The 13,865-nt window shown below is 72.1% G+C and carries 8 protein-coding genes; 5 read left to right on the top strand and 3 right to left on the bottom strand.

The genetic code is table 11. The annotated features are described in order from the left end of the window. The 3 genes from ABZW17_RS24395 to ABZW17_RS24385 form a co-directional block, all read right to left on the bottom strand. Positions 1-3,648: a glycoside hydrolase family 3 C-terminal domain-containing protein gene (locus tag ABZW17_RS24395; RefSeq protein ID WP_354818366.1), complete on the bottom strand. Its 3,648-nt coding sequence runs from the start codon at positions 3,646-3,648 to the stop codon at positions 1-3. A gap of 173 nt (positions 3,649-3,821) precedes the next feature. After that, positions 3,822-4,040, bottom strand: coding sequence for a hypothetical protein (locus ABZW17_RS24390; RefSeq protein WP_354818363.1), 219 nt, complete (start codon positions 4,038-4,040; stop codon positions 3,822-3,824). Between the two features lie 17 nt (positions 4,041-4,057). Then, the gene (locus ABZW17_RS24385; RefSeq protein WP_354818483.1) at positions 4,058-5,698 is read right to left on the bottom strand and encodes a phospholipid carrier-dependent glycosyltransferase; all 1,641 of its coding nucleotides are present in this window, start codon (positions 5,696-5,698) and stop codon (positions 4,058-4,060) included. Between the two features lie 215 nt (positions 5,699-5,913). Here ABZW17_RS24385 and ABZW17_RS24380 point away from each other — a divergent pair, with 215 nt between their 5' ends. The 5 genes from ABZW17_RS24380 to ABZW17_RS24360 all read left to right on the top strand — a co-directional run bounded on the left by ABZW17_RS24380 (position 5,914) and on the right by ABZW17_RS24360 (position 13,813). Then, a complete protein-coding gene (locus tag ABZW17_RS24380) occupies positions 5,914-6,837 on the top strand; it encodes an ABC transporter permease (protein ID WP_354818360.1) in 924 nt (307 codons plus the stop codon). Next, positions 6,837-7,832, top strand: a complete 996-nt coding sequence (locus ABZW17_RS24375; protein WP_354818357.1) for an ABC transporter permease — start codon at positions 6,837-6,839, stop codon at positions 7,830-7,832. The genes ABZW17_RS24380 and ABZW17_RS24375 overlap by 1 nt, the downstream gene beginning before the upstream one ends. Positions 7,833-7,842: 10 nt before the next feature. After that, a complete protein-coding gene (locus ABZW17_RS24370; protein ID WP_354818354.1) occupies positions 7,843-9,516 on the top strand; it encodes an ABC transporter substrate-binding protein in 1,674 nt (557 codons plus the stop codon). Next, positions 9,513-11,222: an ABC transporter ATP-binding protein gene (locus ABZW17_RS24365; protein ID WP_354818352.1), complete on the top strand. Its 1,710-nt coding sequence runs from the start codon at positions 9,513-9,515 to the stop codon at positions 11,220-11,222. The genes ABZW17_RS24370 and ABZW17_RS24365 overlap by 4 nt, the downstream gene beginning before the upstream one ends. 272 nt (positions 11,223-11,494) lie before the next feature. Then, positions 11,495-13,813, top strand: coding sequence for a beta-L-arabinofuranosidase domain-containing protein (locus tag ABZW17_RS24360; protein WP_354818349.1), 2,319 nt, complete (start codon positions 11,495-11,497; stop codon positions 13,811-13,813). Positions 13,814-13,865 lie beyond the last annotated feature (52 nt).

Here is a 13,865-nt window from a genome sequence, read left to right as displayed (position 1 = left end):
TCACCCGATGGCCAGGCTGAAGATGTGCATGGCCGCCGTGCCCATGTTCGCGCCGTCGCTGACGTCCGGCAGGGTCACGTACTGCACGGTCTTGCCCGGCTGCAGCGGGATCGGGGCGTAGTACAGGCTCACCGGCTGGTTCAGCCGCCCGCTGCTGTTGTTGAGGTAGGGCAGCGTGGTGAGGATGTCGCCGCCGGTGGCCGCGTTGGCCCACCAGTCGGCGAAGCTGACTGAATGGGACTCCGTGGTGCCGTCGGTGTACGTCACCGTCGCGGTGCCGCTCGGGCTGCCGTAGTCGCCCGCGCCGATCAGGCCGAGGGTGTGGCCGGAACCGGAGAGCGCGATCGTCTGCCCGCCGGCCACCCCGCCGGCCACGACGTTGTCCTGGCCGCCCGGCGGGGCGTCCGGCCAGGTGAACGTCAGGCCGTCGTGGGTGAACGTGGCTCCCGGCGTGAGGCCGGGCGTCGCCGCGGCGAGCGCCTGCGCGGAGAAGCTGGCGTTGCCGCCGTCGAAGTTGCCCGCGCCGGGGGTGGCGTCGTCGCTGACGCCCACGTTGTTGAAGGCCGCCGCCAGCGACGGGTACGGCGGGTGCGGCAGCAGCACGGTCGTCGCGTCGACGGACGTGCCCGGCCCGTTGGCGGAGGTGAACGTGGCCTGCGCCGACACGGCGAACTTGCCGGGCTGCGCCGAGGCCGGCACGCCGACCTCCCACGTGGTGCTGACGGTCTGCCCGGCGGGCACGACGGCGAAGGTGGCCGGCGAAGTGGCCTTCGCGGTCCAGCCGGCGGGCACGTCGAGCGTCATGGTCACGTCCCGCAGCGGCCGCGCGCCCGCCGGGTTCGGCAGCGTGGTCGTCACGGGGTAGGTCGTGCCCGCCTTGACCTGGGCGGGCGCGGCGAGCGTGAACGGCTGCTTGACGACCACCGGCGTGGTGCCGGTGACCCCGTCGACCGTGACGGTGATGGTCGCGACGCCGGGCGCCACCATGGTCACCTGTCCGGTCCGGCTGACCTGGGCCACGCGCGGATCGCTGCTGCGGTAGCCGATCCGGGCGTGCGTCAGGTCGGTGAACGACTGGTCGTCGCGCACCGCCTCGACGACGTGGTCGGCCGGCACGTGCTGGGCCGCCTGGGCGGTGTCGTCGGCGATCCACGGGTTCCGGCCGGTCAGGTCGAGGCGCGCACCCGGCGCGAAGACGACCTGGCCGGGCTGCACGGTCACGGACTGCGTCTTCGGCGTGACGGCTCCGCTGACGGTCACCGCCGCGCTCCCGGAAAGGTGATCGGCGTCGGCGCCCACCCCGAACCGGTAGGCACCGTCGTACACGACCTGGCGGTGCTTGCCCTCGTCCCACGACGCCAGGTCCCTGATCCGGACCGGGATGGTCAGGTGCTGGGTCTGGCCGGGGGAGAGCACGCCCGTCTTCCGGAACCCGGCCAGGCGCCGGCGCGGCAGTTCCACGCCCGGGACGTCGAACGCCGTGGCGGCGTAGAGCTGGGCGACCGTGGCGCCGGGCGTGCTGCCGGTGTTGGTCACGTCGACGTGCACGGTGACCTGGCCGTCCGCGGTGACGTGCCGGGTGTCGGCGTGCACGCGCGAGTAGGCGAACTGCGTGTAGGAAAGGCCGTAGCCGAAGGGGTACGCCGGGGTGCCGGTGAAGTACTGGTAGGTGCGCCCGAGCCCGCCGGTCTGCGACGGCGTGAGGCCGTAGTTCTTCACGGCGGGCAGCTGCGTGTCGTCGGCGTACCAGGTGAAGTTCAGGTGCCCGCTGGGGTTCTGCCTGCCGAAGAGCACGTCGGCGAGCGCGGTGCCCTGGCTTTCCCCGTTGTAGGCGCTGAACACGACGGCCGGGACGCCGTCCTTGGCGTGGTCGAGGGAGACGGCGCCGCCCGCCTGCACGGCGAGCGCGGTGCGGGGGTTGCCGGCCGCCTTGGCCTGGTCGATCAAGGAGTTGTAGTTGCCCGGCATGGCGATGCTGGTGCGGTCCCGGCCTTCGGTGGCGGTGTTCGTGTCCGTGCCGGCGAACACCACGACGAGATCGGCGGTCTTCATCGCTTCGAGGGTCGGCGCCGCGCAGGCGGCCGCGGTGGTGGCGCCGGTGGACGTGCCGCAGGCGTCGAAGGTGACGGTGGCGGCGGGGTTGGCCGCCTTGAGCGCGGCCGTGATGCCCTGCACGGCGTTCACCTGCACGGCGGGTTCGCCGGAGTAGCCGCCGAGGGTCACCTTGCCGGCGAGGTCCCCGACGACGACCACGCTGCCGAGTTTCGCCGGATCGGCGGGCAGCAGCGGCTTCGCGGTGCCGGGCAGGGCGTCGTTCTTCAGCAGCACCAACGAGTTCGCGGCGACCTTCGCGGCCAGCGCGTGGTGCGCGGCGCTCTGGATCTGGTCCTTGGTGATCTTCGTGTAGGCCACGCGGTCCGGCGGGTCGAACTCGCCGGTCTGCATCCGCGTGGTGAAGACGTGCACCAGCGCGTTGTCCAGCACGCCTTCGGAGAGCACCCCGGCCTTGATGGCCTCCTCGACGTTGGCCACGGTGGCCTCGGACCCGGTGCAGTTGAGCTGGGTGCCGGCGCGCAGGGCGTACGCCTGCCCGCCGGCGGCGCCGGACACCTGCCGGCCGGTGGCGGTGTTCGTCCACTGCGTGGCGGCCCCGGCGGTGGTCGTGGTCCAGCCGGGCGGCGCCCAGTCGTGGCTGCCGGGGGCGTAGACGTCACCGACGGCGCCGCAGTCGGAGGTGGTGTAGCCGTCGAAGCCGTAGGTGCGCTGGGCGAGCGCGTTCGCGGTGTAGGTGTTCGCCGGGGCGGGCGTGCCGTTGACGGCGTTGTAGGAGGTCATCAGGCCGGACACGTGGGCGTCCTGGATGAGGGACCGGAACTGCGCGGTGTAGTAGTCGCGGATGTTGGCGTCGGTGGTGTCGGAGGAATCGGCGTGCCGGTCGTTTTCGACGTTGTTGAGCGCGTAGTGCTTGGCCGTGGCGGCGACCTTGAGGTAGGGCGTCAGCGGCCGCCCGGACGGGCTCTGCCCCTGGTAGCCGTTGACGAAGGCGCCGGCCATCTTCGCGACGAAGAAGGGGTCCTCGCCGAACCCCTCGTCGGTGCGGCCCCACCGCGGATCCCGGTCGAGGTTGACGGTGGGCGCCCAGTAGGTGAGCGAGCCGTACCCGTTCTTGTCGGGCCCGATGTTGTTCTGCGCGACGCCCCACAGCGACTTGTCGAGCATGCCGCGGGCCTCGTCGGAGATCGCGGTGGTCTCCTGGTAGAGCAGGTCGGGGTCCCAGGACATGGTGCTCGCGAGGTTGGTGGGGAAGCTGGTGGCGTGCACGCCGCCGGTGTCGGTGCCGTGGTCGGTGTTGGCCCCGAGCGTGTTGAGGCCGTGCTGGCCTTCGCTCCAGTAGGTGTACTGCTGCACGCCGAGCCGCGGAATGGCGGGCGCGCTGTTGGTGTGCAGCTGCAGCACTTTCTCGGGCAGGGTCATCCGCGAGACGAGATCGGCGGCCCGTTCGGCGAAGCTGTGGTGGGTGTCCCGGTAGACGGGAAGGTCTTCGCCGGAGCCGGCCGCGGCGGCGGCGGGGGCGGCGAGCGTGGCGGCGGCGATCGCCGCGGCGAGCGCGGTGGCGGTCAGCCGCCGGCCGGGGAGGAGCAGGGACATCGGATCTCCGTCACAGAAGGTCGATGGCACGTCAGCTGCGGCTTGGTCCGCTCGTCATCGTTAGCAGCCGCGCCGCGGGGGTGGCAAGGCGCGAGGGTGCCGGCCGTGGCCCGGATGCGGGTGCGAGGTGAAACTTTCAGCGCCGGCGCGGGTTCCGGCCGGGATCGCGCCGATCAGAAGCGCCAGACCAGCCAACGGCCGAGAAGCACGGTGAACTTCCGGAGGAACTCGAGGTGCGGCCCCTGGACGGCGCCGAGGATCACCACGACCGCCATCGCCAGGCGGCGCAAGCTGGCGAAGAGGTCCCCGGCGCCGCGGAAGACCGTCCCGGTGACGAAGCCGTAGTAGCCCCGGCGGTCACGGACGAGATCGGTGAGGCGCACGAGGGTCATGACAGATCCCGGACAGATCACCGCCGCCGGTACAGCGTGATCGCGTGGCCCACCTCGTCGACCTGGGTGCTCGTCGCGATCAGCGCCGCCAGTCTCCCGTCCGCCTTGGCGACCGCGGAATCCGACACCGCCAGCAGCCCGTGCACCTCCGACGCCGGGACCGCCAGGGGGTCCGCCGCGTCGATCCCGTAGTACGACGGCACTCCGCTGCCCTTGTAGACCAGCCACACCCGCTCGCCCGGATACGCCTCCCTCAGGCGCGCCCCCAGCCGGCCCAGGTCCTGTCCCCAGTCGACGTTCGAATCGTGCAGGCGCAGGTGCGTTGCCGCCGGGCCGCCGAACGCCTCGTTCGCGTACGGCAGGTAGTACGGGAACGTCCGCACCGAGCTCGCCGCCGTCACCAGGACCACCGCCGCCACCGCCACCTGCACCCGGCGCCGGCGCAGCTCGGCCACCGCGGCCGCCGCGATCGCCAGGAACATCGGGGCGAACACCACGTACCGGACGCCGAGGTCGCGGCTGCCCGTCATCGCCGCGGCCAGCAACGCGGCCGTGGGGAGGAGCACGTACCACGCCGCCGGGCGCAGGCGGGGAACCGCGAGCAGCACCACCGCTCCGGCCGCCCCCAGCACCAGCGCCCCCAACGGCGTCTTCACCAGCAGCGCCGCCGGGAGGTAGTACCACAGCGAGCCGGCGTGCTGCGTGCCGAACAGGAACGTCGTCCACACCTGGTCTTCGAAGCCGAACTGGATGCGCATCCCGGCCAGGTACGGCTCCGGCAGCGGCAGCCACGACGCGAGCGAACGCAGACCGGCGAGCGGCGGCAAGCCCGGTGGGCTCGTCCAGCGCAGCTGCGGGTCCACGACCAGGTAGGACGCCCACACGACCGCGATCGCCAGCAGGGCAACGGACACAGCCGCGCCGAGCCCGCGCAGCCACCTCGTCCACTGTGGACCGGCCAGCGCGTGCCGGACCGACAGCACCACCAGGACCAGAACGACGGGGATCGCGGCGAGGGCGCTCATCTTCGTGGCCACGGCCGCGCCCAGCGCGAGTCCCGTCAACGGCACGTACAGCGCGGGACGCCGCCGGGCCCGCCACGCCGACGTCACCAGAAACCCCGCCACCGGCACGTCCAGGGTGGCCAGCGACCCGTGCGCGATGACGTCGGGGGAAAGCGCGTACAGCGCCAGCGCGACCAGCCCGCCGGCGGGGCCGGTCAGGTCGCGGGCGAAGGCGAACACCACCAGCCCGAACAGCAGCGTCAGCACGATCACCGGCAGCCGGGCCAGCAGCAGCAGGCGGCCCGGGTCCCGGCCCGATTCGTAGAGCACGTGCCGGCCCAGCTGCGTCTGGTCGCCGGAAAAGCCGGGGTCGAGGTGGACGTCGGCGAAGGCGAGCCCGGTCGCGATGATCAGCTTGCCCAGGGGCGGGTGCTCGGGGTTGTACCGCAGGCTGTGCTGCTCCAGGTAGACGACCGCGGTGCCCGCGTAGACCGGCTCGTCGATGGTCGGTGACTGCTCCACGGCGGTGGTCAGCATCGCGATCGCCATTTCCGCGAGCAGCGCGAAGACGACGAGCGCGTACCACCGGCGCCGGCGTGCCTGCCGCGGCGGGGGCGCCGGCGTCCCGGCCGCGGGAGGCGGCCGGCTGATCACGAGGGACAACCCGCAGCGCCTCCTTCCGTCCTCGGGGGCGTCACCTCCATTAGACGCTCGGCCGGTGCGGTGGTTCAGCCGGTTGCCGATCCCCGTTCCCATGACACGGACCGCGCAAGCAAGTATCGTCCCACAGTGCGAGACAGTGGATTGATCACGCGCGAACTCCTTAAAGTCCTCGATCGTCACTCGATCGGCTGAACCTTGAAGGTGTTGTGTCCGTCCCCGCTCTGCCGCCCTCGGCGGCGCGTTCCCTGCCCGCCGCGGTGTGGTGCGCCGTCCGTTCCGGGCGGTGGACGTCCGTCTGCGCGGTGCTGGTCGTCGTCATCGTGCTGCTCGCCGCCGCGGCCGACCTGTTCGTGCTGGCCGAAGGGCAGAGCCTGACCCCGGACATCGGCACGCTCGGCCCGACCGGCCTGCCGGCCGGCCCGCTGGGCGGGCTGAGCGGCGCGCACTGGTTCGGCGTCGAGCCGCTGACCGGCGTCGACCTCTTCGCCCTGGTCGCCCACGGGGCCCGGACGTCGCTGCTGGTCGGGCTCGGGGCCACCGCGCTGGGCACCGTGCTCGGCGTCGTGGCCGGGGTCAGCGCCGGCTACCTCGGCGGCTGGTGGGACCGCGCGGTGACGTGGACCGCCGACGTCATCCTCGGCTTCCCGTACCTGATCTTCATGATCGCGCTCGGCGCGGTCCTGCCGGTGGACTTCCCGCGCCAGGTGACGCTGATCGTCGTGCTCGGGCTGTTCGGCTGGCCGCGGGTGGCCCGGATCGTTCGCGCCCAGACGCTCAGCCTGGCCAAGCGCGACTTCGTCGCCGCGGCCCGGGTGGTGGGCGCCGGGCCGTGGCACGTGTTCACGAAGGAGCTGCTGCCCAACCTGTGGGCGCCGGTCATCGTCGTCGCCAGCCTGACCGTCCCGTCGATGATCGGCAACGAGGCCGCGCTGTCGTTCCTCGGCGTCGGCGTCCTGCCGCCGACGCCGAGCTGGGGCCGGACCATCAGCACCGCCATCGACTTCTTCGAGACCGACCCGATGTACCTGGTCTTCCCCGGCCTGCTGCTGTTCGGCGTCACGCTGGCCTTCAACGTCGTCGGCGACGCGCTCCGCGACGCGCTCGACCCGCGCTCGGGAGGTGCGGCCTGATGCGCACCGCCCGCTTCGTGGCCACCCGGTTCGCCGGGATGCTGCTCGTGCTGTTCGTCGTCGCCTTCGTGACGTTCGTCGTGTTCTACGTCCTGCCCGCCGACCCCGCGCGGATGGCGTGCGGCCGCCCGTGCTCGCCGGAAGGCCTGCAGCTGGCGCGCGAGTTCATGGGCTACGACGTGCCCTGGTACGCGCAGTTCTTCGACTTCCTCGGCGGCATCCTCGGCGGCCGCACGTTCGGCACCGGCGCCGCGGCGATCCACTGCACCGCGCCGTGCTTCGGCTGGGACTTCCAGAACAACGTCGACGTGCTGAGCGAGATCGGCGGCCGGATCGAGGTCAGCTTCTCGGTGGCGCTCGGCGCGGCCGCGATCTGGATCGTCGCCGGCGTCGGGCTCGGCGTGCTGTCCGCGCTGCGCCGCGGCACCGCCGCCGACCGGATCACCATGGCCGCCGCGATGGCCGGCGTTTCCATGCCCGCCTACCTGGCCGGGATGATCGGCATCACGATCTTCGCGTTCGCGCTCGACGTCGTCCCGAAGAACGGGTACGTGCCGCTGACCGAGGACCCGGCGCAGTGGGCGTGGCACCTCGTGCTGCCGTGGTTCGTGCTGGCCTTCCTGCACGCCGCCATCTACGCCCGGCTGACCCGCGGCCAGATGCTGGAAACCCTCGGCGAGGACTACATCCGCACCGCGCGGGCGAAGGGGCTCACCGAGCGGAAGGTGGTCGGCCGGCACGCGCTGCGCAACGTCCTGCTGCCGGTGGTCACGGTGTTCGGCGTCGACCTCGGCGGGCTGCTGGCCGGGACGGTGATCACCGAGCGGATCTTCGGCATGGCCGGCGTCGGGCGGCTGCTCGTCGACGCCATCGCCTCGCTCAACCTGCCGGTGCTGCTGGGGGTCACGCTGTTCTCGGCCCTGCTGGTCACGGTCCTGAACTTCCTGGTCGATCTCTGCTACGGCGCGCTCGATCCGCGGGCGCGTCTCGTCTGAAGGGGACACGATGAAACGGGGACAGAAACTCGCCGTGGGGCTGACGGCCGCCGTCACGCTGCTGACGGCGTGCGGCGCCAACGACACACCGGCCGGGCCGGGCGGCACCGTCAAACCGGGCGGCGAGCTCCTCCTGCTCAACGACGCCCCCTCGATCACGTGGGACCCGGCGAAGAGCTCGAACCTGGTCGTCACCACGCTCGGGCTGATCCACCGGCGGCTGACGTCGTGGGACGTCGCGCCGGGCAAGGACACCACCATCGTGCCCGACCTGGCCACCGACACCGGGCGGCCGAGCGACGGCGGCAAGACGTGGACGTTCACCCTCAAGGACGGCCTGAAGTACGCCGACGGCACGCCGATCAGGAGCGAAGACGTCAAGTGGGGCCTCGAGCGCTCGTTCGCGCCCGCCTTCTCCGGCGGCCTGGCCTACCACAAGGACCTGCTTTCGCCGGGCCTGGCGTACAAGGGCCCGTTCGAGGGCAAGGAACTCGACACCATTCAGACGCCGGACGCGAAGACGATCGTCTTCCACCTCGCCCGCGCGTACGGCGACTTCAACTGGGTCGCCAGCACGCCGGCGTTCTCGCCGGTGCCGAAGGGCAAGGGCGCCGAGGCGAACTACGGTGACCACCCGGTCGCGTCCGGCCCGTACCAGCTGCAGAACTACCAGCGCGGCAAGTCGGCGAAGCTGGTGCGCAACCCGAACTGGAGCCGGGACGAGGACAAGACGCGCCTGGCCTACGCCGACACCGTCGACTTCGAGCTCGGCCAGGACACCAGCGTCATCTCCAAGCGGCTGATCGACGACACCGGCAAGGACCGCGCCGCCTTCGGCATGTCGTTCGCGTCACCGGCCGAGCTGGCCCAGATCCAGGGCAACGCGTCGGCCAAGTCCCGGCTGGTGACGTCCGAATCCGGGGCGCTGGCCTACCTTTCGCTGAACACCCAGCGCGGCAACCTCACGAACCCGAAGGTGCGCCAGGCGTTCCAGTACGCCGTCGACAAGGCCGCCTACCAGGTCGCCAGCGCGGGCAGCGCCCAGTTGGCCGGCGACGTCGCCACCACGCTGATCACGCCCGGCCTGCAGGGCCGCGAACAGTACGACCTGTACCCGGCGCCGCCGTCCGGCGACCCGGCCAAGGCCAAGCAGCTGCTCGCCGACGCGGGCTTCCCGAACGGCCTCGACGGGCTGGTCCTGGCCACCCACAACGAAAACGGCTACCCGGAGAAGGCCGCGGCGATCCAGGCCGCCTTGGCCAGGGCGAACATCAAGGTCACCATCAAGCCGCTCGACGACGACACCTACACGTCCGAAGTGGACACCAAGGGCCTGTCGGACTTCGACCTGACGCTCACTTCGTGGCAGCCGGACATCCCGTCGGCCAACGCGAACATCCAGCCGCTGTTCCAGTCCACCGAGATCGGCAACGGCGGGTACAACGAGTCCCGGTACAGCAACCCCGACGTCGACAAGCTGATCGGCGAAGCACAGGCCACCGTGGACCCGGCCGAGGCAGGCAAGAAGTGGGCGGCGCTCGACAGGAAGATCCTGGCCGACTCGCCGGTCGTGCCGCTGATCTACACGCGCAACTCGTTCCTGCACGGCTCGCAGGTGGGCGGCGTCCAGATCGGGCGCTTCCCGGCCTACGTCGACTACCGCAAGTTCGGGCTCGTCCAGTGACCGGTGCCGGGCTCCTGCGGCTGCACGACGTGAAGGTCTCGTTCGGGGACGTCGAGGCCGTCCGAGGGGTCGGCTACGAGGTCGGCGCGGGCGAGGTCGTCGCGGTGGTCGGGGAGTCCGGCTCCGGCAAGACGGTCACCGCGATGTCCCTGCTCGGCCTGCTCCCGCCCACGGCCCGCGTGACGGGCCGCGCGGAGCTGGCCGGGCGGGACCTCTACGCGATGCCGGCGGCCGAGCTGCGGGCGGTGCGCGGCGGCGAGGTCGGCATGGTGTTCCAGGAGCCGATGAACGCGCTGAACCCGGTGTTCACGGTCGGGGACCAGCTCGTCGAGGCCGTCCGCACGCACCGGCCACTCGCGGCGGCCGCGGCCCGGGACCGGGCGATCGAGCTGCTGGGCCTGGTCGGGCTGCCGGACCCGCGCGAGCGGTTCCGGTCCTACCCGCACGAGCTGTCGGGCGGGCAGCTGCAGCGCGTCGTCATCGCGATGGCGGTGGCGAACGAGCCGAAGCTGCTGATCGCCGACGAGCCGACCACCGCGCTGGACGTCACCGTGCAGGCGGAGATCCTCGAGCTGCTGCGCGACCTCCGCGCGCGGCTGGGGACGGCGATCCTGCTGATCACCCACGACATGGGCGTGGTCGCCGACCTCGCCGACCGGGTGGTGGTGATGCACGACGGGCGCGTCGTCGAGCAGGGGCCGGTGGGGCGGATCTTCGGGGCCCCGGCCGAGGAGTACACCCGGCAGCTGCTGGGTTCGGTCGTCTCGCTGAGCACCGCGGCGACCTCCGGGCTCGAACGCGCGGTGACGGCGGAGATTTCGGTGGGGCCCGGGCACGTCGCCGCGGCGGAGCACCCCGCGGCGGCGTCGGTCCCCGACGTGCCCGCCGAGGCGCCGCTGCTGCGCGTGACGGACCTGGCGGTCACCTACCGCGGCCGGTTCCGCGCGGTGGCGGTGCACGCCGCGGTGGGGGTGCACCTGCACGTGGAGCCGGGGGAGGTGCTCGGGCTGGTCGGGGAGTCGGGCTCGGGCAAGAGCACGGTGGCCCGGGCGGTCACCGGGCTGCTCGCGCCCACGGCGGGAACCGTGCACATCGGGGACGCGGACATCGCCCGCGCCCGCGGCCGGGCGGCGAAGGCCCTGCGGCGCCGGATCGGCGTGGTGTTCCAGGACCCGCTGTCGTCGTTGAACCCGCGCACGACGGTGGGGGAGAGCGTCGCCACGCCGCTGCGGCTGCACCGCGCGGGGTCCGAGTCCGAAGTGGACGGACGGGTGGCGGACCTGCTGGATTCGGTGCAGCTCTCGCCGTCCCTTGCGGGGCGCTACCCGCACGAGCTGTCGGGCGGGCAGCGCCAGCGCGCGTGCATCGCCCGCGCCCTGGCGCTGCGCCCGGACCTGCTGGTGGCCGACGAGCCGACGAGCGCGCTCGACGTGACGATCCAGGCCCGCATCCTGGACCTGCTGCGCGAGCTGCGGCACCAGTTCGGCTTCGCGTGCCTGTTCATCAGCCACGACCTGGCGGTGATCGAACAGCTGGCGGACCGGGTCGCGGTGATGCACCGGGGAAAGGTGGTCGAGCAGGGCCCGGCGAAGGAGGTGCTGACGGCCCCGGCCCACGCGTACACGCAGCGGCTGCTGTCGGCGGCCCCGGTCGCGGACCCGGAGGCCCAGCGCCGGCGCCGCGAAGCCTGGCGGCGGCTGCGCTGAGGCGGCTCCGGCGGCGTGCCGGGCGATTCGGGGCGGCCGGCGGCGAGTCGTCGAAAGAGGCGAAACGGCCGCGGAACGTCCGGGGGAGAGGCTCGCGCCCGGGTGCGCCGCCGCGCGCAGTCTCCGGGGCGGGGCCGGGTAACTTTCCTGCGTCGCAGGCCCTGCTCACGCGCCGATGCCTCCCCCTCCCTTCCGGCCGGGTCGTGACAGCGGCGAATGTTAGCGCTAACGTGCCCACCGCGTCCTCCTCTCAGCGACGAACGGAGAACCCGGTGAACCCCTCCTTCACCCGGCGGCGACTGCTGCAGGCCGTCGGTGCCACCGCCCTCGCCTCGGCCGCCGGACCCGTCCTCGGCGGCTCGCCCGCCCTGGCGGCCACCGATCCGGTCCGGTCGGAGACCGGGGTGGCCGCGTTCCCGTTCGACCTCGGCCAGGTGCGGCTGACCGCGAGCCGGTGGCTGGACAACCAGAACCGGACGCAGAACTACCTGCGGTTCGTCGACGCCGACCGGCTGCTGTACAACTTCCGGGCCAACCACCGGCTCTCCACCGGCGGTGCGGCCACCAATGGCGGCTGGGACGCCCCGAACTTTCCCTTCCGCAGCCACGTCCAGGGCCACTTCCTGACCGCGTGGGCGCAGCTGTGGGCGGTCACCGGGGACACCGCCTGCCGGGACAAGGCGACGTACGTGGTGGCCGAACTGGCCAAGTGCCAGGCCAACAACGGCGCGGCCGGGTTCGGCGCCGGGTACCTGTCCGGCTTCCCCGAATCGGACTTCACCGCCCTCGAAGCCGGGAACCTGTCGAACGGCAACGTGCCGTACTACTGCATCCACAAGACGATGGCCGGGCTGCTCGACGTCTGGCGCTACGCCGACAGCACGCAGGCCCGCGACGTGCTGCTGAACCTCGCCGGCTGGGTCGACCGCCGGACCGCGAAACTGAGCTACAGCCAGATGCAGTCCGTCCTCAACACCGAATTCGGCGGCATGAACGCGGTGCTGACCGACCTCTACCAGTACACCGGCGACGCGCGGTGGCTGACCGTCGCGCAGCGGTTCGACCACGCCGCCGTGTTCGACCCGCTGGCGGCGAACCGGGACCAGCTCAACGGCCTGCACGCCAACACCCAGGTCCCCAAGTGGATCGGCGCGGCCCGCGAGTACAAGGCCACCGGCACCACCCGCTACCGGGACATCGCCACCAACGCGTGGGCCATCACCGTCGGCGCGCACACCTACGCCATCGGCGGCAACAGCCAGGCCGAGCACTTCCGCGCCCCCAACGCCATCGCCGCCTACCTCAACCAGGACACGTGCGAAAGCTGCAACACCTACAACATGCTCAAGCTGACCCGGGAGCTGATCTCACTCTACCCGGACCGCGCCGACCTCGCCGAGTACTACGAGCGGGCGCTGCTCAACCAGATGATCGGCCAGCAGAATCCGGCCGACGGCCACGGGCACATCACCTACTTCAGCTCGCTCAACCCGGGCGGCCGCCGCGGCCTCGGCCCGGCGTGGGGCGGCGGTACGTGGAGCACCGACTACAACTCGTTCTGGTGCTGCCAGGGCAGCGGCCTGGAGACCCAGACGAAGCTGGCCGACTCGATCTACTTCCACACCGACACGACGCTGATCGTCAACCTGTTCCTGCCGTCGGTGCTCACCTGGACCCAGCGCGGCATCACCGTCACCCAGACGACGTCGTACCCGGCGAGCGACACGACGACGCTGACGGTCACCGGGACCGCGAGCGGCAGCTGGGCCATACGCATCCGCATCCCGAGCTGGGCCGCCGGAGCGACGATCAGCGTCAACGGCATCGCCCAGAACGTCACCGCCACGCCCGGCAGCTACGCCACCCTGACCCGGTCGTGGGTCTCCGGCGACGCGGTCACCGTGCGGCTGCCCATGAAGGCGATCCTGCGGCCCGCCAACGACAACGCGAACGTCGCCGCGGTCACCTACGGCCCGGTGGTCCTGGCCGGCAACTACGGCACCAGCACGCTGAGCGCGCTGCCGTCCCTTGACCCGGCGTCGATCACGCGGACCAGCAGCAGCTCGCTCGCCTTCAGCGCCAAGGCGAACGGCTCGACCGTCAACCTCGTCCCGTTCTACGACGCCCAGGGGTTCAACTACACGGTCTACTGGACCACCGGCGGGTCCGGCGCGGCGACGTCCCGGCTGGTCAACGTGGGCAGCGGGCTGCTGCTGGGGATCGAGAACATGTCCACCGCCGACGGCGGCCGCGCGCTGCAGTGGTCGGACAACGGGACGGCCGACCACAACTGGGAAATCGTCACCGACGGGACCGCCGTCCGCTTCCGCAACGCCAACAGCGGCAAGGTGCTCGGCGTGCGGGACATGTCGACCGCGGACGGCGCCCAGGTGCTGCAGTGGGCGGACAACGGCACGGCCGACCACCGGTGGACCGTCGTCGACCAGGGCGACGGAACCGCGAAGATCCGCAACGTCAACAGCGGCAAGCTGCTGACCGTCGAGAACAACTCGACCGCCGCGGGGGCCTACGCCATGCAGGGCCCCGACAGCGGCGCCGCCGCGACACGGTGGCGGATCGTGCGCAACTGACCGGGCCGCGGCCGGCCGGAGACGAGTCCCCGGCCGGCCGCGCCTTCACCCG

This window comes from Amycolatopsis sp. NPDC004625, assembly GCF_040609695.1.
Lineage (GTDB): Bacteria > Actinomycetota > Actinomycetes > Mycobacteriales > Pseudonocardiaceae > Amycolatopsis.
This window is presented reverse-complemented; position numbering and strand designations above follow the sequence as displayed.